General features: G+C 62.3%; 14 protein-coding genes. 7 read left to right on the top strand and 7 right to left on the bottom strand.

All coding sequences use genetic code 11. The features are described 5' to 3' along the window. The first annotated feature begins 19 nt into the window (after window positions 1-19). The 3 genes from ilvC to B4393_RS20100 all read left to right on the top strand — a co-directional run bounded on the left by ilvC (window position 20) and on the right by B4393_RS20100 (window position 3452). Complete coding sequence (gene ilvC / locus B4393_RS20110; protein WP_174544373.1) at window positions 20-1021, top strand: ketol-acid reductoisomerase; 1002 nt, start codon at window positions 20-22, stop codon at window positions 1019-1021. A 177-nt stretch (window positions 1022-1198) separates the two neighbouring features. Further along, window positions 1199-1765, top strand: coding sequence for a hypothetical protein (locus B4393_RS20105; RefSeq protein WP_133052594.1), 567 nt, complete (start codon window positions 1199-1201; stop codon window positions 1763-1765). A 199-nt stretch (window positions 1766-1964) separates the two neighbouring features. Continuing rightward, window positions 1965-3452 (top strand): ApeA N-terminal domain 1-containing protein, encoded by a 1488-nt coding sequence (locus B4393_RS20100; protein ID WP_133052595.1) that lies wholly within the window; start codon window positions 1965-1967, stop codon window positions 3450-3452. 325 nt (window positions 3453-3777) lie between these two features. On the opposite strand, the gene B4393_RS20095 is transcribed toward B4393_RS20100, so the two are convergent. Then, window positions 3778-4050: a hypothetical protein gene (locus B4393_RS20095; protein WP_078335588.1), complete on the bottom strand. Its 273-nt coding sequence runs from the start codon at window positions 4048-4050 to the stop codon at window positions 3778-3780. A 27-nt stretch (window positions 4051-4077) separates the two neighbouring features. On the opposite strand from B4393_RS20095, the gene B4393_RS20090 reads away from it, so the two are divergent. After that, window positions 4078-4509, top strand: a complete 432-nt coding sequence (locus B4393_RS20090) for a DUF2752 domain-containing protein (RefSeq protein WP_078335587.1) — start codon at window positions 4078-4080, stop codon at window positions 4507-4509. Between the two features lie 4 nt (window positions 4510-4513). Here B4393_RS20090 and B4393_RS20085 read toward each other — a convergent pair whose 3' ends face one another. Continuing rightward, entirely contained in the window at window positions 4514-5560 is a 1047-nt protein-coding gene (locus B4393_RS20085; RefSeq protein WP_078335586.1) for an oxygenase MpaB family protein, read from the bottom strand. A gap of 120 nt (window positions 5561-5680) precedes the next feature. Next, a complete protein-coding gene (locus B4393_RS20080; protein WP_078335585.1) occupies window positions 5681-6646 on the bottom strand; it encodes an ArsR/SmtB family transcription factor in 966 nt (321 codons plus the stop codon). Between the two features lie 286 nt (window positions 6647-6932). On the opposite strand from B4393_RS20080, the gene B4393_RS20070 reads away from it, so the two are divergent. Next, window positions 6933-14612, top strand: a complete 7680-nt coding sequence (locus B4393_RS20070) for a non-ribosomal peptide synthetase (protein WP_078335584.1) — start codon at window positions 6933-6935, stop codon at window positions 14610-14612. Between the two features lie 32 nt (window positions 14613-14644). On the opposite strand, the gene B4393_RS20065 is transcribed toward B4393_RS20070, so the two are convergent. The 4 genes from B4393_RS20065 to B4393_RS20050 are packed head-to-tail and all read right to left on the bottom strand — an operon-like array spanning window position 14645 to window position 20055. Further along, the gene (locus tag B4393_RS20065; protein WP_078335583.1) at window positions 14645-15829 is read right to left on the bottom strand and encodes a cytochrome P450; all 1185 of its coding nucleotides are present in this window, start codon (window positions 15827-15829) and stop codon (window positions 14645-14647) included. Then, window positions 15816-17219 carry an ABC1 kinase family protein gene (locus tag B4393_RS20060; RefSeq protein ID WP_078335582.1) on the bottom strand — a complete coding sequence of 468 codons (1404 nt, stop codon included), beginning with the start codon at window positions 17217-17219 and terminating at the stop codon, window positions 15816-15818. The genes B4393_RS20065 and B4393_RS20060 overlap by 14 nt, the downstream gene beginning before the upstream one ends. Then, window positions 17216-18634 carry an ABC1 kinase family protein gene (locus B4393_RS20055; RefSeq protein ID WP_462021593.1) on the bottom strand — a complete coding sequence of 473 codons (1419 nt, stop codon included), beginning with the start codon at window positions 18632-18634 and terminating at the stop codon, window positions 17216-17218. Before B4393_RS20055 ends, B4393_RS20060 begins: the two co-directional genes overlap by 4 nt. After that, window positions 18631-20055, bottom strand: coding sequence for an ABC1 kinase family protein (locus B4393_RS20050; RefSeq protein ID WP_078335580.1), 1425 nt, complete (start codon window positions 20053-20055; stop codon window positions 18631-18633). The genes B4393_RS20055 and B4393_RS20050 overlap by 4 nt, the downstream gene beginning before the upstream one ends. Window positions 20056-20134: 79 nt before the next feature. Between B4393_RS20050 and B4393_RS20045 the strand changes: the two genes are divergently transcribed. Next, the gene (locus tag B4393_RS20045) at window positions 20135-20731 is read left to right on the top strand and encodes a TetR/AcrR family transcriptional regulator (protein WP_078335579.1); all 597 of its coding nucleotides are present in this window, start codon (window positions 20135-20137) and stop codon (window positions 20729-20731) included. A gap of 166 nt (window positions 20732-20897) precedes the next feature. Further along, window positions 20898-21476: DUF222 domain-containing protein (locus B4393_RS20040; RefSeq protein WP_157901298.1), on the top strand; the 579-nt coding region annotated here is incomplete at its 3' end.

Raw genomic sequence — 21476 nt, 5'->3', positions numbered from 1 at the left:
AAGCACTGTGGCAGTTGAGATGTTCTACGACGATGATGCGGACCTGACCCTGATTCAGGGACGCAAGGTCGGCGTTATCGGGTACGGCAGCCAGGGACATGCGCACTCGCTGAGCCTGCGCGACTCCGGCGTTCAGGTGAAGGTCGGTCTGCGCGAGGGTTCCAAGTCGCGCGAGAAGGTCACCGAGCAGGGCCTTGAGGTCGACACTCCTGAAGAGGTCGCCAAGTGGGCCGACGTCATCATGGTCCTCGCGCCTGACACCGCGCAGGCCGAGATCTTCACCAAGGAGATCGAGCCGCATCTCAAGGACGGCGACGCGCTGTTCTTCGGACACGGCCTGAACATCCACTTCGGTCTGATCAAGCCTCCGGCCAACGTCACCGTCGCCATGGTTGCCCCGAAGGGCCCCGGCCACCTGGTGCGTCGTCAGTTCGTCGATGGCAAGGGTGTGCCCGCGCTCATCGCCGTGCATCAGGACCCCAAGGGTGAGGGCCAGGCGCTCGCCCTGTCCTACGCCAAGGGCATCGGTGGCACCCGCGCGGGCGTCATCAAGACCGACTTCAAGGAAGAGACCGAGACCGACCTGTTCGGTGAGCAGGCCGTGCTCTGCGGTGGCACCGAGGAACTGGTCAAGACCGGTTTCGATGTCATGGTCGAGGCCGGATATGCCCCCGAGATGGCGTACTTCGAGGTCCTGCACGAGCTCAAGCTGATTGTCGACCTCATGTACGAGGGCGGCATCGCGCGCATGAACTACTCGGTGTCTGACACCGCCGAGTTCGGTGGATACCTGTCGGGTCCGCGCGTCATCGACGCCGGCACCAAGCAGCGCATGAAGGACATCCTCACGGACATCCAGGACGGCACGTTCGTCAAGCGCCTCGTCGCCAACGTCGAGGGTGGCAACAAGGAGCTCGAGGGTCTGCGCAAGGAGAACGCCGAGCACCCCATCGAGGTCACCGGCAAGAAGCTGCGCGACCTGATGAGCTGGGTCGACCGGCCGATCACCGAGACCGCCTAGTTTCTCGCTGTCTGAACGCAAGGCCCCCGCGCTCTCCGGAGTGTCGGGGGCTTTGTGTTTTCCGCGGTCGGCGTTCAACGGGAATAGTGTCCATCGAGTACCCGATTATGTTTGATTACACCCGACTCAGTAGCCGTCGTTCTACATGCCCGCCTAAGTCATGCCAACATGCGATCCGTGATATTCAACTTCGCCCAGACGTCCCCGTGGTGGATTCCGTGGATCCCCTTCCTGGGATCGCTTGTGGTCGCGGTCGGTGCTTTTTACGGCATCCGCAAAGCAACCGAGAACAACCAGAAGGCCATCGGAGCCTCGAACACTCGCGAGGTCGAGAAATGGCGCAGGGAGACGCTAATCAGGTTGTGTGAGGAAGCCTCGGCAGCACAGCGGGACATCGATCGAAGGTACAACCATGAGGCGATCAGCACCCCTAACAAGTGGGACGAGTATCAGAACGCTGTTTGGGTCGGAACGCGCAAATTAGGTTCGATCGCTGACAGCTTTACGATCCTCGGAGCGAGCGACCTGAACGACAAGTGCATCGCGATGCGGGAGGCGGCCTACGCAGTGGCGAAGCCCGCGAAAGCCCTTCGGAGCCAAGCCCAAAACAGTCCCAGCGAAAAGCTGGAAAGCCTTCCTGGTTGGCTAGACCACTGGAACGCTCTAGTAGCACTGTCCAATGCCCGCGAGCAACTTATCTACTCGGCGGCGAAGCTCAACGAAACGTTGATGAAGCCTAGCTGAGGCGAGGCAACGGTACCCGCGATCGCTTTCGCACAATGACGGACTCGGCGCGGGCCGTCCGCGTCGGGCCGTCGTAGATCACGGCGTCACCTTCGATTTGAATACGGGGCGGGCAATCCGCGACGAAACCGCTTGAAGCTGGGGATCATCGATCAGGTTGGGTAGGTTTGCATTTCTGGAGCGTGGAACGGAGGGGAGTGTGGCATTTGATCCACTACTCGAAGCGGGAACCCACCGGGTCACTTGGACCCTGTCCAAGCCCCCCGAGACCGACACATGGGATGTGTCGGGCGAAGTCGACCTCTTAGCTCTGCGTCAGCCACGCGGTTCGGTTTTTGGCACCGCGCCAGCGACTTGGAACGAAGGGCCCGGTAGCCAGCGTTCGGCAGGGTGGCCTCAACACTTTGAATACCCGCTTGTTTACGGCGAGATGAATGGTGGGCTCGACGTCGTCCTCCTCGACGCACACCTAACCGTCCACGGCGAGATGCCCCGATCCGGCTTCGTCAATTTCTCGGACGCGAATGCACATTTCGATGCGTGGGCTGCTCTAGTCGGTCGTGGCGCTCCGGCGACTGGTCCGCTGTTAGTTGACTCAGGGTTCATCCAGGTACCTCACCTTGAAGCGCTTGCAGGCAAAAGCCCGATCCTCCAGGTGATGTTTCCTGAAGGGAATATGTACGAGCAGGATGAGCCTCAATTCTCCGCCACCTTCGATAAGCACAGTCACCAGGAATGGCGCGACGACCGCGCGGAAGTTGCTCTCTCCTATGACCTCTCGGCGGACCTTTTTAGTTGGTATAGCTTCGGCCTGACCTTTAGCCCTATTGTCTCAGTAAAGCTCAACGAACCGGTTCCATTATCGGAGTTTTTAATTCAGTGGGCATGGCCACTGCGTCAGTTAGTCGCGGCCGCAACGGGCAGACGGGAGGACATTAGCTACCTGACGGTGTCACCCGTGTTCGCAGACGATGAACGTGAGCCCGAGAAGCGTCAATTCCAGGTGTTCAATGCCTCCATCTCGCAGGCGCGATACTCATCTTCGAGGTCACTGAGAGATAAACACATTTCCGCGATCCGCCTATCGGAAGGTGAGTCGCTTTTGGCGATGTTGAGGCGATGGCAGGATCTGAAAGATGAGCAGAATCCCATCCTGAACACGTACGACATTAGTGCGGTGGGACCGAGCCAACACCCGCGAGCGCGATTTCTGCTGCTACTTCAGGCGCTCGAAGGTCTTCACGGACATGAGCACCGTGACGAAATGGAAGAACGTCGGTCCAACCACAGCGCCCTTCGTGAGCCCATTCTGAGCCGCTGCAAAAGCGCGCTCACAGAGCTGCCGGATGACTTCAGGTTCATCAAGAAGTTCCTAGCGAGATGGCCCCCGGAGACCTCCGATGTAGCAATCCGAAAGATGCTCCAGATGTTGCCGATCGATCTGGAACCCGAGCTCGCGAAGAGCGCACTTGTCGAATCAGTTCGCATCGACAACGACCGAGTAACTTCAACACTCGACGCGATTAGAATCGCTCGAAACGACCTGTCCCACGGCACGAAGGCGTACGACAGGCTCGAACTGGCTGGGGTAGCCGACATTCTGGAACGGGCCGTACGTGGTCATCTACTTCGACTTCTCGGAACCTCGACTGACGCCATCACTCGTGCGCTCTCGCGAGAAGATTGATTAGAGTCGTTAACCCTTATGTAACCGCGCGGGATCGGGACCTCTGCCGGTTCCTGCTTGGGTGCTGCGCCCGCCTCGTAGGCAGTGCTGTCACCCACGGCTGGCCTCACGTTGCCGCGCTGCAATCGCCGGGGCCAGGATGTCCCAGCGCCCTGCAGAGCCTCGCGCGAAGCTCTCCGGCGAGTTCGCGTTGCATTTGCGAGATGGCGGGACGTACTGCCTGCATCATCACCGACGATCCGGAGTGCCGCGCGCAGGAATTCCAAGATGGAAGGGCCAGTCATTTCGTCCTCGACGGAGGCGCTTCCCCAAGATTTTGGTGCTCTCATCCGTGCCACCTCGCGTCGGCGGCAATCCTGCCGACCTGGCTTCGGGTCAGCTTGCCGTCGCCGTTGCACTCTTCGGGCATCCGTAGTGACTTAATCATTGACAAGAGCAGGCTTTGGCTCTTTCGGAGATCGTCCACCTCCTGCATAGGTACCGACTGTCCGTTGTAGCCCTTCACGCGAGTGTCTTCGCCGGCAACCTCGTAACCGCGCTGAGTGCACAGCTCGCGGCAGGTTTCCAACTGCCGCTCAGGCGACTCGACCGTGGCCATATCCGGAACGGTGGATACTGGAACGCGATGACCACCTCCCACGCGACGTCCGTCGCCTCCCGACTTGCCGCACCCGTCGCTGTGGGTGCGGTGGCGGTCGCGGGTTGTGCCGCGATCTGGCTCGGAGACCCGACGACGCCCGGGGGGGTGCTCCCGGTGTGTCCGTTCAAGGCGCTTACCGGTCTTGACTGTCCCGGCTGCGGCGGCCTGCGCATGGTCTATTCGCTGATGCATGGTGACGTGCTGGGCGCATTGCGCTACAACGCGGTTGGCTTGGTGGCCCTGGGATTCCTCGCGGTCTGCTTTTGGGCGTGGACGGCCAGCCGCTGGCGGGGCGAATCCGGTTGGAATCCGCCGTGGCTTCGCGGGTGGGTTCCGGCGATCACCTTGGTGGTCTTCGTGGCGTGGTTCATCATCAGGCTGATCCCCGTCGCGCCCTTCACCGCGCTACGGGTGTGAGGGGCTAGGCCGAGCGCTCCATGAGCTCTCGAGCGTTCTCTCCCAACGTAATACCGTCATCGCCGATGAATAGCCGAGAGATCTTGCGGGCCACCGGCTCGACTGTGAACGGAACAAATGCGGGTTGTGCCACTCGTAGCAGCATGGCCAACACCGGGTCGGCGATCCGTGGAATTCCCAAATGGCGCCGTACTTTTGGTGGCACGACCGCGACGGAGGGGACGGCGGTGACGAGGGTTATTGCGGCGACCGCGGCGGCCGTCAGTCCGCCGAAGCCTCGTGCGTTTCTGATCACCGACAGTGCGAACCGCACGCCGCCCGGTACGAAGCCTTTCACCATCCGGTACTCGGATTCGATCGAGTCGTAGTAGGCCGCCACCTCCTCGGAGGTCACCGGCACCGTGTCCGGGTCGGCACCCATCAGTTCGGCGAACGTCTTGACTTCCGAAAAGAATTGATCCCGTTCGGCTTTGGGGAGGCGCCGGGGAATGAGCCGTCCCGGTGCGGGTGTGTTCTCGTAGATCCGTAGTGCCGCATGCATGATCGTGACGTGTGCGAAGAGCACCAGCGCAGGGCCCTGGGCGTCATAGGTCCGGTCCGTGCCGGGAATGACACCCTTCATGTTGCGGTGGTAATGGCGCAGATGCGCCGAAAGGGCGTCGGCGCTTGCGGTATCGCCGAAGATGATCGGCATCGGCACGCCGGCGGTCCGCTGAATGCGTTTGACGGTGTCGTCGAAGTCGATCTGGTTGCTCTTGCTCTTGGTGAACACCGGATCGTTGTTGATCTCGACGGCTTGCAGTCCTTCGTGGCTGCCCTCCAGCAGTGCCGTGACCAGGACGATCATCGGGGCCACGGAGGGATGCAAAAACACCTTCCAGGTCACCGAGCCGGGGCCGAAGTAACCGTAATCCGGGCTTCCGTCGGGGCCCGTGCGTTGACCGGCGGGGGTGGCGCCGTCCCCGCGTCGCCAAATCCGGGTTTTGGCATCACCGCGTGGCGGCATACCTGCTGAGCGCGGTGTCGTGGTGTGTGCAGCTGTGCTTGGCATCGTTGCCTCCCAGGGAGCGATTTGCTACCTACCATTGGAGACGTTAACAACGCCAGTTGTCAACAGTGGCGCGTGCAACTGTTATCGAGGTGACCCCCTTGCCGTAATCGCCGCTGCTGGTTACCGGCGGTTCGCGTCGATCAGATCCATTCCCAAGGCGGTGGCATCGTGAATGACAGCCTTGCCGTCGCGGCGGCTGCGTACCAACCGGGCCTGCCGCAGCGTCGATGTGTGCTCGGAGGCCGACGCGGGACTGATGCCGAGCTCGCGGGCGATATCGCCGGTGGTGTGCTGCTGGGTCAGTGCGCGTAGCACGGCCGCCCTGGTCGATCCGAGTATCGCCGCGAGCGGGTCGGATTCGGAGTCAATATTGAGGGTCAGGTCGATGGGTGCGGGATACGCAAGGACCACTGGTTGATCGTCAAGCTCGCCGACGAGCGGTGGCCCCGCCCAGAAGACGCTGGGTGTCAATACGATGCCGCGACCACGCAATGCGATGGTGTGCCGTTGTGGGCTGTCGATCTCAAGGCAGTCGCCCTGCCAGCGCGCACCCGGGATGATCATGCTCAGCGCGGCCCGCACGCCGTGGCGTGCCATCATGCGCCCCTGCCTGACGAGTTCGATCTGATGGTTCGCCTGGATATCGGGCCAGTATGGTTCCAGCACCGCTCTGTATGCATCTTTTGTCATGCGCCCCAACGCCAAAGTGGCCTCACGGTCGCCTGCGATGGCATACCGCAGATAGTGTGGCGCGCCGGCGCCTTCGGTGGGGCCGCGCCCGAAGGCCGCCAGCTCAGCCCGCGCCTGCTGCTGGTCCAGTTCTTGCATGGACCGCATGCCCTCATCGAAATTGTCCCCCAGCACGGTGGGGGACAACGACCACGAAAAGTGACTCACCACTGTCCGTCCTGGCGCGGCCGCGATGGGGAAAGCGGCCAGCGCACGACAGCGCCACCGTTCACCCCATGGTGTGCGAATCCCATGCCGCAGTGCACGTGTCGCGAATTTCAGCTCCAGCAAGGGAGCAGGCATGGGGAGGAACCGAGTCAGAGCAAGGTCATTCGCGGTGAAATTGAGGCGCAGCACGCTGACCTACAACCCGCTGCGGACCAGGTGGGCGAGCATTCCCACACAATATGCCCTTACCTTTCGGTACGCCTATGAAACATTGCCTCGCGTGAAGCTGTCCGGAACGCACACAATGCGATGAACATTTCGGTGTCGGTCGAAAGGTTGTACCGCTCGCGGGCAGCGCGGTTCAATCGGGTCGGCGGGTACCGGCGGGCGAGGAAGTTGATCGGCGGCAATTCGGATGGCTGCTCGACCAATTGTGGCTCGCCGGTTGCCCCGACAGCTGAAGCGAGGGGCAGTCATGAGCGTCGATCCCAGCCGGACGTTGTCGTCGTTGGATCTGCTCGACGACGACGAGCATGCCCAGCTTGCTGCGTGGGGCAATCAGGCGATGCTGAAGGAGCGACCGGAAATTAAACGGTCGATCCCGGGGGTCTTCACCCAGCAGGTCGAGCGTGCCCCCGACGCTTTGGCACTGACCTTTGCGGGCCAGTCCATGACATACCGGGAACTGGACGAGGCTGCCAATCGGTTGGCGCACTTCCTCGCCGCCGAGGGCGTGCGGCCAGGACAGTTTGTGGCGCTGCTCTTTTCGCGATCGACCGAGGCCATCGTGGCAATACTGGCGGTACTCAAGGCGGGGGCCGCATACCTGCCGATCGACCCGGCCCTGCCAGCCGCCCGGATCGAGTTCCTGCTCGCTGATGCTTCCCCGGTTGCCGCGGTCACCACCGCTGCTTTGCTTCACAGGTTGGACGGGTTCGGTGTGCGGGTATTTGATGTCGACGACCCTGCCGTCTACGCGCAGTCCTGTGAGGCACCACCAGCACCATCCCCCGATGACCTCGCACACCTCATCTACACCTCCGGCACCACTGGTGTTCCCAAAGGTGTTGCGGTGACTCAGCACAATGTGGTTCAGCTGTTCGACGAGCTGGATATCGGCGTACAGCTAGCTCCGGATCAGGTGTGGACCCAGTTCCACTCTTATGCGTTCGATTTCTCGGTGTGGGAGATCTGGGGTGCACTCCTGCACGGCGGCCGGTTGGTGGTGGTGCCCGATTCGGTGGCGCGCACGCCAGAGGACTTCCATGATCTCTTGGTTGGTGAGGGAGTCACAGTGTTGACCCAAACACCCTCCGCGGCCGGGATGCTCTCACCGGACGGACTGGAGTCGACGTCGTTGGTGATCGGTGCCGAGCCTTGCCCGCCCGAATTGGTTCGTCGGTGGGCCCCGGGACGGCTGATGGTCAATGTCTATGGCCCGACCGAAACAACCATGTGGGCCTGCAAGAGTGAGCCGCTGCGTGCGGACACATCGGGTCAACCGGTGCCGATCGGCTCGCCGGTCGCGCACGCGGCGTTCTTCGTGCTCGACAGGTGGCTGCGCCCCGTGGCTGACGGTGTTGTCGGCGAGTTGTATCTGGCGGGTTCCGGAGTCGGATCCGGCTATTGGCGCCGTACGGCGTTGACGGGGGCGCGGTTCGTGGCTTGTCCGTTCGGGCAGCCGGGCGACCGTATGTATCGGACCGGGGATTTGGTGTCGTGGGGCTCGGACGGGCAGCTGCAGTATTTCGGGCGAGCCGATGAGCAAGTGAAGATTCGCGGATATCGGATCGAACTCGGCGAGATTGAGGCCGCACTGGTGCGACTGGACGGGGTGCGGCAGGCGGCGGTGATCGCCCGTGAAGATCGCCCCGGTGACAGGCGGCTCGTCGCCTACATCACCGGCACTGCGGACCCGCTCAGCGCTCGTGCCGCACTGGCCGAGCAACTCCCGGCATACATGGTGCCGGCAGCGGTGATGGTGATGGAGACGTTGCCCCTGACGGTGAATGGCAAGTTGGACAAGCGCGCGCTTCCCGCACCCGAATACCGCAATCTCGGTGCGGATTACCGAGCACCATCGACCCCCGTGGAGGAGGTGTTGGCGGGGATATATGCCCAAGTGCTCGGTGTTGATCAGGTCGGCGTGGACGACTCGTTCTTCGACCTGGGCGGCGACAGCATTTTGTCGATGCAAGTTACCTCCCGTGCGCGCGCAGCGGGTGTGTTGTGCCGGCCCCGTGACATCTTCGTGGAGCAGACCGTGGCCCGGCTGTCGAGGGTGGTGACGCTGGCCGACAACGACACCCGGAATGTCGATGAAGGCATCGGACTCGTCGAGACGACTCCGATCATGCACTGGCTCCACAGCGTGCAGGGCCCCGTTGACCACTTCAACCAGACGGTGGTGCTGCAAGCCCCGATTGGGGCCGATGAGGCCGACATCGTCGTTCTGCTTCAGGCGCTGCTGGACCGACACCCGACTCTGCGGCTGCGCGCCGAGAGCAGTGATGGCGGCTGGCTACTATGCGTGCCCGACAAGGGTTCTGTCGATGCCCGAGCGTGCATTCGCACCGTCGAAGCGCTATCCGATGAAGCGTTGGGGGCAGCGTGTTCGCGGTTGGACCCGGGAGCCGGAATGATGCTCAGCGCCGTGTGGGCACCCGGCGGAGGCCAGTTGGCGTTGACGATTCACCATCTCGCGGTGGATGGGGTGTCATGGCGAATCCTGTTAGAGGACTTGAATATTGCCTGGATGCAACGCCGCAACGGTCAGGACGTGGCGCTGGCGGGTTCAGGGACGTCGTTCGCTCGATGGGCGTCTCTGCTGCACGAGTACGCACGACGTGCGGGTGTGGTGGAGTCGGCGGATATCTGGCGATCGGTATCCGCGGTTCCGCCGGCGCTGCCTGTGGTGCGGCCCGGCGTGGACACCTACGTCACCGCCGGCTCGTTGTCGGTATCCCTGGATACCGACGTCACACGGATGCTGCTTAGCGAGGTTCCGGGGGCGTTTCATGCTGGGGTGCAAGATATCTTGCTCATCGCGTTCGGATTGGCGTGGAACGAATTCCTGGGCGCAGGGGGCGCTCCCATCGGTATCGACCTCGAAGGCCATGGCCGCGCCGAAGAATTGGTCACTGATGTTGATCTGTCTCGGACGGTGGGATGGTTTACCGCGAAGTACCCGGTGGCGCTTTCGATGGGCCAGCTCACATGGGCGCAGGTGATCGATGGCGGCCCGGCTCTGGGCGCCGTCGTGAAGGCCGTCAAAGAACAGCTTCGGGGCCTCCCGAATCCACTGACCTACGGCCTACTGAGGTATCTGAATCCGGAAGCCGACCTCCCGGATTCGGATCCGACCATCGGCTTCAACTACCTCGGGCGCCTCGGCGCAGGGGCGACGGGCATTTCCGACGACCTGTGGCGGATCAGTCAGGAGAACTTGCTATCGACCGGTGCATCCTCAGCGATCCCGATGCCGATGATGCACACCGTGGAGGTCAACGCCGGCATCCTGGAATCAAGTGCGGGGACGGGGCCGCGGCTACAGGCGGGCTGGACATGGGCGCCTTCGGCGGTTGACGCGGTTCAGGTCCAGCGTTTGAGCCAGTTGTGGTTCGAGGCTCTCGCGGGGATCTGCACTCATGTTCGCAATGGCGGCGGCGGACTGACCCCGTCCGACATCCTTCCCTCCCGCCTGACTCAAGATCAGATCGACGAACTGACGAAACGCCACCGCATCGCTGACGTGCTACCACTCACGCCGGTGCAGCAGGGTTTGTTGTTCCACTCCACCATCGCGACGTCCGCGGACGAACCCGTGGCGGGCACCACCCTCCGCGATGTCTATGCGGTGCAATTGGATATCACGATGATCGGTGCCGTTGACGTGCACCGGCTGTACGACGCGGTGCACGCCGTCGTGAAGCGGCATCCGAATCTGGTCGCGCGATTCTGCACGCAGTTCGGTGAGCCGGTGCAGGTCATTCCAGCGGACCCCATGATCTGTTGGCAACACTCCGAACTCGAATCCGCGGAGGAGATCGAGCGGCTGTGCGCCGCCGAGCGCATTGCGGTGTGTGACCTTCTGGCCGGGCCAACATTCCGGGCGGCTTTGGTGCGCACCGAAGGAAACAAGCACCGGTTCGTCCTGACGTTCCACCACGTCGTGATCGACGGGTGGTCACTGCCGATTCTGTTGCAGGAAATCTTCGCAAGCTACTTCGGACAGCCTCTCCCGCCGCCGCGGCCGTACCGCAGTTTCGTCGGCTGGCTGGCCGATCAGGATCGTGACACCGCACGTGCGGCGTGGGCCAAGGCTTTGGAGGGATTCGACACTCCCACTCTCGTCGCCTCGCCTGGCGCACCGGGTCCGCGCGGTGTCGAGTCGTATCGCGTGTCGGCCGAGATCACCCAGGCTCTGGGCGATCTCGCACGCTCACAACACACCACGGTCAGCACGGTCTTGCGGGCCGCCTGGGCACAGTTGCTCATGGTGCAGACCGGTGCGGATGACATTGCTTTCGGCACAGTGGTGTCGGGTCGACCGGCGTTGTTGACGGGGGCCGACGAAATGGTGGGTCTGCTGATCAATACGGTGCCGGTACGGGTCCGGGCCGGCGCGACGACCACGGTGGCTGAGCTGCTGGACGACATGCAGAGCACTCACAACGACCTTCTTGAACACGAACATTTGGCGCTCAACGAGATTCACCATCTCGCTGGTCATGATCGCTTGTTCGACACGCTTTTCCTCTACGAGAACTATCCGGTGGATGCCAGCACGTTCATCGGCGCGCATGAGTTGACGATCACCGAATTCGCCACCCGCGAATACAACCATTACCCACTGTCGGTGATGGCACTACCGGGCCATCAGCTCGGCCTTCGCGTCGAATACGACAGGGCAGCATTCGACCTGGCTGATGTCGAAGCGCTGATCGAGCGCCTCCGACGGATTCTGGCAGCCATGACCGCCGACCCGGCGCGGCGAGTCCAATCGATCGATGTGCTCGATATCGACGAGCATGAACGACTCGACGGCTGGGGCCATCGGGCAGTGGTGACTCGGCCCGCAGCGGCATCGGGTTCGATTCCGGCGATGTTCGCGCGACAGGTCGACCGTGCGCCGCACGCGGTGGCGGTGACGTTCCAAGGTCGGTCGACGACCTATCGCGAACTCGATCACAAGGCCAACCGGTTGGCGAACCAGTTGGCCTCGTTCGGTGCCGGGCCGGGAGGATCGGTGGCGCTGTTCATTCCACGCTCCGATGACGCGATCGTTGCGATCCTGGCGGTACTGAAGACGGGGGCCGCCTACGTACCGATAGATCCGGCGGTGCCGACGACACGGCTGGAATTCATGCTTGCCGACGCCGCGCCGGTCGTCGTGGTTACGACAGGCGAGCTCCGGACTCGCTTGGCCGGAACAAGTGTGCCCGTTCTCCGAATCGACGAGCGCGCCGTCGATGAGCCTGCCGGGGTGACATTGCGGGCACCTGGACCGGACGACATCGCGTACACGATCTACACCTCCGGTACCACGGGCGTACCGAAGGGGGTGGCCGTCACCCATGGCAATGTCACCCAATTATTGGAGGTGTTGCCCGTCGACCTGCCCTCGGGGCCGGGCCAGGTGTGGTCTCAGTGGCATTCACTCGTCTTTGACGTTTCCGTCTGGGAGATCTGGGGCGCGCTGCTGCATGGCGCACGGCTGATGGTCGTACCGGAGACAGTGGCGGGCTCGCCGCGGCGTCTGCTCGATCTCCTGGTCGCTGAAAAAGTCAGCGTCCTGCACCAAACACCTTCTGCGATAACAATGTTGGATCGGGATGGTGTGGACAACATGGCAGTGGTCGTGGCCGGCGAGCCGTGCCCGGCCGGAGTGGTGGACCGATGGGCGCCCGATCGCCTGATGCTGAATGCCTACGGCCCGACGGAGGCAACGATCTACGCCGCCATCAGCAAGCCTCTGCTACCCGAAACGGGTTCGGTGCCCATCGGCTCACCGGTCCGTGGCGGTGCGACGTTTGTTCTCGATGACTGGCTGCGGCCCGTGCCGCCCGGCGTCGCCGGCGAACTGTATTTAGCCGGCTCGGGGTTGGGAGTCGGCTATCTGCATCGATCCGGATTGACCGGATCACGTTTTGTGGCATGCCCGTTCGGCAACCCGGGCGCGCGGATGTATCGCACCGGCGACCGGGCGCGATATGGCGACAACGGTCAGCTTGAGTATCTGGGCCGCACCGATGAACAGGTCAAGATTCGGGGATATCGAATCGAGCTCGGCGAGATACAGTCGGCGCTGGCCGAGTTGGACGGGGTAGAACACGCGGCGATCATCGTCCGGGAGGACCGTCCCGGCGACAAGCGCCTCGTCGGTTACGTCACCGGAACCGCAGATCCAATCTCGCTGAGAACGCTCTTGGGGGAGCGGCTCCCGCAGTACATGGTCCCGGCCGCGGTGGTTGCGGTCGAGGCAATGCCCCTCACTGTCAACGGGAAGCTCGACAAGCGCTCACTGCCTGCGCCCGTATATCAGGACGCGGCGCGTTACCGGGCTCCGGCGAACGCCGTTGAGCGGACCATCGCCGACATTTATGTTCACGCACTTGGTATTGATCGAGTCGGGGTCGACGATTCCTTCTTCGATCTCGGTGGTGATTCGATCTCAGCGATGAGGGTCGTCGCCGCTATCAACACGGCTCTCGACGTTGACCTGGCGGTGTGGACTCTCTTCGAGGCGCCGTCGGTGAGAAGCCTGAGTACCCACGTGGATGGTGCCGCGTGCTCGGCGGCCGTCGTCGAAACCTCAAGAACGAGCTGTGCATCCGTGCATGGGAGGGGAGCAACTCGGGTGAGTGCCAGCGATCTCACGCTGGACAAATTCATTGATGTCGCGACACTGGCCACCAACCACACCCGACCACATGCGACCGGCGGCGCGGGAAAGGTGTTGCTCACCGGAGCCACCGGATTCCTTGGTCGCCATTTGGTGCTGCATTGGCTGAACGAGATGGCGCGGGTTGGAGGCACGCTGACCTGTTTGGTGCGGGCGTCATCCAATGAAGAAGCGCGTCGGCGTCTCGAGAAGTCTTTCGACAGTGGCGATCCAGAGTTGATGGCGCACTTCGACACGTTGGCTGTGGGTCGGCTGGAGGTTGTCGCGGGTGACAAGGGCGAGCCCGGTCTGGGGCTGGATACGCAGACATGGCAACGACTGGCTGAATCCGTTGACCTGATCGTCGATTCGGCGGCCTTTGTCAACAGTGTCCTGCCGTATGACGAGCTTTTCACACCCAATGTCGTCGGGACCGCCGAACTGATCCGACTCGCGCTGACGACGAAGCTCAAGTCCTACTCGTTCGTATCAACATCAGATGTCGGCCGTCAGATCGAGCGGCCAAAGTTCACCGAGGCAGCCGATATTCGCGATATCAGCCCCAGCCGCGTGGTGGACGCCAGTTATGCCAACGGCTACGCCAACAGCAAGTGGGCCGCCGAAGTTCTCCTCAGGGAAGCGCACGACACCTTTGGGCTGCCGGTCGCGGTGTTTCGTTCCAGTATGGTCATGGCCGATACAAGCTACGCGGGTCAACTGAACGTGGCCGATACGGTCAGCCGAATGGTGTTGAGCATCATGGCTACCGGCATCGTGCCCGGATCGTTCTATCAGCTTGATAGGCACGGCCATCGGCAGCGTGCGCATTTCGACGGGCTTCCGGTGGAATTTGTCGCGGCGGCGATTGCCACCCTGGGTGCTCAAGTGGTCGACGGGTTCGAGACCTATCACGTGATGAACCCGCATGACGATGGCATCGGGATCGACCAGTACGTCGACTGGTTGATAGAGGCGGGTCACCCGGTCGAGCGAATCGGTGACTTCGGAAATTGGCTGCAGCGGTTCGAGGCCGGTCTACGTGCGTTGCCGGACCGACAGCGCCAGAATTCCGTATTGCAGATGTTGATGGTGTTGAAACAGCATGGGCAGCTGCGGGCACCAGAGCCGACACGCGGGTCGTACGCCCCGGCCGATCGGTTTCAGGCTGCCGTGCGTCGTGCGAAAATCGGCCCACACCAGGATATTCCGCACGTCTCGGCGCCGGTTATTCTCAAATACGTCACCGATCTGCAGTTGCTCGGGTTGTTGTAGCTGCGCAGACGAAAGTGTGACGCGGGCGTCATCTAAATTTGGAAATGCAACGGAATGCTGCGTGGTCCGCGGATGGCGGGAGTGTCGCGCCAACTCACCGGACCGGTGATCATCGGTCTGCGCGCCAGGACCTCATGAAGGGCCACTGTGGTTTCCAGCCTGGCCAGGGCCGATCCCAGGCAGTGGTGGGTGCCGTATCCGAAGGCCAGCGGCGGGATGCTCTTGCGATCTGGCCGGAACTCAGCGGGTTCCACGAACACCTGCGGATCGCGGTTTGCGGCGGCGATGGCAATGAGAACGGTCTGGCCCTCTTGGATCGTGTGGCCGCCGAGATGGTGTTCTTCGGTCGCCACACGCGCGGTGGCCAGTACCGGACCGTCGAGTCGAAGCAGTTCGGTGATGACTGCGGGATCATCCGGGTCGATGTGGTCGGCCAGTTGGGAACCGTCTTCGCGTGGCGCCAACAGACGGACCATGCTTGCCCCCAGGAGATTTGCCGTCGTCTCGTGGCCCGCTATGGCAACCATGAAGGCCATGGTGACGACGTCTTCGAGGGACAGATTGGTATCGGATGCGATCAAGCTGAGGAGATCATCACCGGGGTGTGCTCGCCGATCCGCTGCCAGGGGCAGCAGTTCGGTGGCGAGGGTGGCCCCGGCTGCGGTGCCCGCCATGACGGTATCGACGTCGGCGAAGGCACCCAACATCTGGATGATGATGGGGGATTCCTCGCGCAGGACGGCTGACGACGAGTCGTCGAGGCCAAGCCATTCACCGATGATGGCGATCGGTAGCGGCAAGGCTATGTCGGCCATGAAGTCGAAAGATATACCTGCCAAGGGGTATTCGACGACGTGCGAGGCGATGGACTGCACGCCCTGGCGCAGACCGGCGATGAATCCGGGGGTGAATACGTCGCGGACCGCGCCTCTGAGTTCGGTGTGGTCCGGCCCGTCGGCGAAGAGCATGTTTCTACCGAAGTTGGACATGTCGAGGTATTCGGGGGCCGCGGCGCGCATCTGGGGGCTGGCCAGCGGGTCACTCGACCAGCCGCTGCCGCCCAACACCTCGCGGGCGGCCTGATAACCGAGAACCAACCAGGTACCGGCATTCTCGTCCCAGACCACGTCGCCACGCGACCGCAGGTTTTCGTAGTACTGGTAGGGATCCCTTGAATCCCAGGGGATCCGCGGTGCGATGGGGTTAGCAGTGGTCATGGCGATCCAATCCGAAGGGCAGGCCGCGGTCACGCACCCATGCGACATGCCGTTTACCTAATGGGGAAACGGGTTCGGCGACACCGTCGAGATCATCGAGCAGCGCACGAGTGTGCCCGGTCGCGTTGAGCGTTGCCGACAAGGCGCTGATGTTCAGGTTGATCCGAGCCAGGAACACCAAATCGCTCGGTATCGACATCTGATGCAGCGTCTGGAAATTCAGCAGGGACCGGGTCGCGTTGGTTGACACTTCACGGGTGAAGGTCACTGGTTGCGGGGCGCGGATGTCTTGCACGGTTGACCCAAGCCATTGAAAGACGTCTTGCGCCGACAACGGCGAATCGTTGGCGAAGTAGCCGGCCTCGACCATCAGTTGGCGCAGGTCCTCTCCGCGTTCATCCGCGGCGGCCCGAATCATCTGCACGAGCCGATACCGCAGGGACTCGGGGACCACCTTGATGCAACCGAAATCGACGAAACCGACCGACCCGTCCATCCCGAACCGGTAATTGCCCGGATGCGGGTCGGCATGAAACAGATTGGCGTGCCGGAACGATCCGGTGCTGAAACGCCAGATGGCCTCCACCCAGACATTTTTGAGGTCCTGATCGGCCTGTTGCGCCGCCGTCCAATCCAGGCCGTCGAGATATGTCATGGTGAGTACCCGATTGCCGGACGCTTCGGGGATCACCTCGGGTATCCGGATGAATGGATGGCCCTCATACAACGCGGCGAAGGCCTGGATATTGGCGGCCTCGTGTCGGTAGTCCAATTCCTCGGATATCCGCGCGGCGACCTCATCGGCCATCTGCCGGTGGTCCAACTGCGGCTTGGGGCCGGCAATCCCCGTCGCGAAGCGCAGGAAGGTGGCCATGAGCTCCGCGTTGGACAGATCATGCCGAATAGCATGTGCCACACCGGGATACTGGATCTTGACGGCAACCCGGCGGCCATCGTGCAGGATCGCGCGATGCACCTGACCGATCGACGCCGCAGCCATTGGGTCGTCGCTGAATTCGGAGAACAGCTCCTCGATCGATGTACCGAGATTCTCTTCAAGGGCTTGGCGTGCCAGGAGCGGATGCATAGGTGGTGCGTCGGCCTGTAACCGCGTCAACGCGTTCTGATACGGCGAGAGCTGTGTGTATCCGTGGGAGGCGATATCTGCGACCGAGAAGATCTGGCCGGCTTTCATGAGGACGCCTTTGGAGTGGCCCAGTAGTTCGGTGTAGCGCTCGGCGGTGCGTTCGTGGAAACGTTCGACGGCGCCGGCGTCGCCGGCCTTTTGACGTAGGCCTGCGACGAGTCGGCCGCCGGCGGCGCGGGCGGTGAAGCCCGCCAGGGGCATGGTGCGCCGGATTCGGCCGTGGGGAATCTGATTGTTGCTCATGGTCGGGCACCAACCTCTGACTGGCCCCGTGGTTCCAGTCCGAAGGGCAATCCGCGTTCACGCACCCACGCCACATGCCGAACGCCCAGGGGAGTCTCAGGTTCCGCGATTCCGATCATGTCTGCGGCGGCCGACCGCGCGCTGACTGTAGCTCCGAGCTTCGACATTGCGGACCGAACGCCAAGCGGAAAACGCACAAGATAGATCAGGTCCGGTGGAAGAGAGATCCGTCGTGAGAGGGAGCTGTCGAGCGCGTTGAGGTTACGGTCTATCAATTGAGGCGTGTAGGTGACCGGTTGCGGAAGCGTTGCGTCGGTGTTGATGTCATTCATCCACCGCAGAGCTTCTTCGTTGGACATAGTGGACTCGGCAGGGAGGAAGCCTGCTTCCTTCATCGTGGAATAGAGATCGGCTGATCGCTGCTGGATGCTTGCGGCGACCATTCGAATCCAGGCGAGACGATGTCTCTCGGAAAGGGTCTTCACAGATCCGAAGTCCACGATCCCGAGGCTGCCGTCCAGTCCGAACCGATAGTTCCCTGGATGCAGATCCGTGTAGAAGGCGGAGTCGTGTTGTAGCGGTGCGAGACTGAATCGCCAAAGTGCCTCCGCCCAAGTATTTTTCAGATCCTGGTCGGCTTGTTGCGCTTCGGCCCAGTCGATCCCGTCGACATAGGTCATCGTGAGGACTCGCCCCGTAGACAGTTCGGGCACGGCTTCGGGTACTCGGATGAACGGATGGCCGCAGAATAGTTGGTGGAACGCGGATATGTTTGCCGCTTCCTGCTTGTAGTCCAGCTCTTCCTTGATCTGATGTGAGATGTCGCGTGCGGTTGCGGGCAGATCGATTGCGTACCTACGGTCCAACAGTGCAAAGGTGACTCGCAGGAATGTAGTGACGAGCTCGGTGTTCGCGAGGTCGTCCTGAATTGCTTGTGCCACACCGGGGTACTGGATCTTCACGACGACATCACGGCCGTCATGAAGTGTCGCGCGATGGACCTGCCCAATCGAGGCCGCAGAGATCGGCTCCCCTGTGAACGTGGCGTATGCCTGACGTACCGGCATGCCGAGCTCCGATTCGAGGACGCTGCGCGCCAGTGCGGGCTCCATGGGTGGGGATTGGGTCTGGAGTCGAGTCAATGCCCGTTCGTATGGGGAAATTCTGCCGTCGTTGGCACCGCTCATGTCGATACTCGAGAAGATCTGGCCTGCTTTCATGAGGACGCCTTTGGAGTGTCCGAGCAGTTCGGTGTAGCGCTCTGCTGTCTTTTCATGGAAGCGGTCGACGGCTCCGGTGTCACCGGCCTTTTCGCGCAGGCCTGCGACGAGTCGTCCGCCTGCGGCGCGGGCGGTGAAGCCCGCCAGCGGCATGGTGCGCTGGATCCGTCCGTGTGGAATGTGTCTGTCACTCATAGTCGGGCACCAACCTTTGGCTGATCTCGCGGTTCTAATCCGAACGGGAGCCCTCGCTCTCGCACCCAGGCCACATGCTGGATACCAAGGGGAGTGGAGGGCTCGTCGACACCCGCCATGTCCGACAGGATCGCGCGCAGATTGACCGTCGCGCCGAGCGTCGTCATCGAGGAGGTAACACCCATGGTGATGCGGCTCAGCATGAACATTTCGGGTGGGATGGTCAGATGGCGCGATCCGGCATTGGGATTGGAGATATTCACCGCGGCAAGGAATTCCTCCATCAGCTCGGGTGTGTACCGCACTGGTTGTGCCAGGGACAGCCCCGGGCTGAAGCTGGTAATCCAGTGGTGCACCGCGTCGGCCGAAGCCTTGGAATCGGCAGGCAGGACGCCGTACTGGACTGCTAACCGGCGAAGCCCTCGCCTGTCGTCCTGGAACATTGCCTGACCCATCAATGTCCAGCCGTACCGCCCAAATTCTTGAAACTCTTTGACACAGCCGAAGTCGACGACGCCGATGCTGCCGTCTAGGCCAAAACGGTAGTTACCGGGGTGCGGGTCGGCGTGATAGAGCGATGAGTGCTGGAAGGACCCGTAGACAAAGCGCCACAGGGCCTCTGCCCAGGTGTCCTTGAGCTCTCGATTGGCGCCCTGCGCCTCGCTCCAACCCATTCCGTCCACGAACGTCATGGTGAGCACCTGGTCGCCGGATGCCTCGTCAACCAGGTCAGGCACCCGAATGAATGGGTGGTCGCGATATAGGTCGCCAAAGGCGCGGATGTTGGCGGCTTCATTGCGGTAGTCGAGTTCTTCGCTGATCCGGTCGGCGATCTCAGCGGCGATGCCCCGTAGATCGGCCTGGCTGTCAATCCCTGTCGCCGATAGGGCCACCCGTAGAAAGGTGGCGAGTAGCTCGGTGTTGGCAAGGTCATCCCGGATGGCCTGCGCTACACCGGGGTACTGGATCTTCACGACGACATCACGGCCGTCATGAAGCGTCGCGCGATGGACTTGGCCGATAGAGGCCGAGGATATTGGCTCGTCGTCGAAATCTGCGAAAAGCTCACCTAGACAGAGATTTAAGTCGTCCTCGAGTACCCGGCGGGCCAAGCTAGAGTCCATCGGGGGAGATTGCGTTTGCAACCTCGTCAGCGCGCGGGCGTACGGAGTCAGGGAGCCACTGAGGCTGGTGTCGAGGGTGGAGAAGATCTGGCCTGCTTTCATGAGGACGCCTTTGGAGTGTCCGAGCAGTTCGGTGTAGCGCTCTGCTGTCTTTTCATGGAAGCGGTCGACGGCTCCGGTGTCACCGGCTTTTTCGCGTAGGCCTGCGACGAGTCGTCCGCCTGCGGCGCGGGCGGTGAAGCCCGCCAGCGGCATGGTGCGCCGGATCCGTCCTCGGGGGACTTGACCGTCTGTCATGACTACCTCCTACCGGTGACCCAAACCAGCTGTTAAAGTACTCACTGAGTGACACTAAGTGATTACTTGGGAGACGTCAATGGTAGAGATTTCCACCAAAGAACGCCTGGTCGCCGAGGCCATGCGGCTCTTCGGCGAGCAGGGGTACAAGGCCACCAGCGTCGCGCAGATCGAGAAGGCGGCTGGCCTTACTCCCGGATCGGGCGGGCTCTATCACCACTTCAAGTCCAAGGAAGCGTTGCTCGAGGCCGGTATCGATCGCCAGCTCGATCGCCGTCGTGCGATGCGTGACATCCGTGCGCTCTTCGGTGGGCTCGGAGACCTGCGCAATGAGCTGACGATGATGGGCCGGTACTTACTGACAGTGCTCGATGAAGAGTCGCAGCTGCTGCAAATCGCGTCGAGTGTTCCTGCTGGCCATCTGGCCCGGCTCGACGACGCCTACGCCGCACTTTTCGACGGTCTCTATGCCGAGCTGACTGATTGGGTACATGGTTGGGCTCCCGGTATCGGCAAGCGGGAAGCGGAATCGATTGGGGCGCTGGGTGTCAACGCCCTCTTGGGGAAGCGGGCGACGAGCACGGTCTTCCGTGCGCCGACCGCCACCATCGCCGACGAGGACTACATCGCCGAATGGACGACCATGCTGGCTACGAGGATTGAATCGCTGCGCTGATCTTCGCCGGTGGCACACACGTCGGTCGGGACCACCGTTGGTGCGTTGAAGCAGGCGCCAACGCAATGGCCCTGATTCTCCTGGAGTGTGAAATCACTTCTGTCCCAATAACTTCATTGGTAACAAATGCGGCGGGTTTGTCGGTGGGCGTCCCTATAATTCGAACATGAGTTCGATCGGGGGGTTGGAGGCGGCGGTTGATGCCTTCTGCGCTGACTCGGTCGATGGGCTCACGGGCGCTGAGGCGTTGACGGTGTTGGCGCGCCTGGAGGTTGTACAGCGCCGATTGTCTGCCCGCGGTGTGTGTTTGATTCCGAAGGTGACGGGTGAGGCGTCTCCGGTAGAGCTTGGGGGCACGTCGTTTCCGGATGTGTTGTCGCGGCGGCTGCATATCGGTAAGGGTGCGGCGCGGCGCCGGATCGCCGATGCGCAGCAGTTGGCGCCGCGGCGGGCGATCACCGGTGAGGTGTTGGCGCCGCAGCTGCCGAATGTGGCCGCGGCCCTTGAGCGCGGCGATATCGGCGAGGAACATGTGCGGATCATTCGGCAGTTCTTTGACCGGTTGCCGGTGGTGGTGGATGCCCCGACCCGCGAGGCTGCCGAGGCGCAGTTGGCGGTCATGGCCGCGCAATTCAGGCCCGAACAATTACGCACCGGTGCCGACCGCATGATGGCGCTGTTGAATCCGGACGGGGAATTCTGCGATGTGGATCGGGCGCGACGCCGCGGGGTGAGCATCGGGCCG

The organism is Mycobacteroides franklinii (assembly GCF_002013895.1).
GTDB classification, from domain to species: Bacteria; Actinomycetota; Actinomycetes; order Mycobacteriales; family Mycobacteriaceae; genus Mycobacterium; species Mycobacterium franklinii.
The sequence above is the reverse complement of the archived record's forward strand: the minus strand, read 5'-3'. Positions and strand labels throughout refer to the sequence as shown.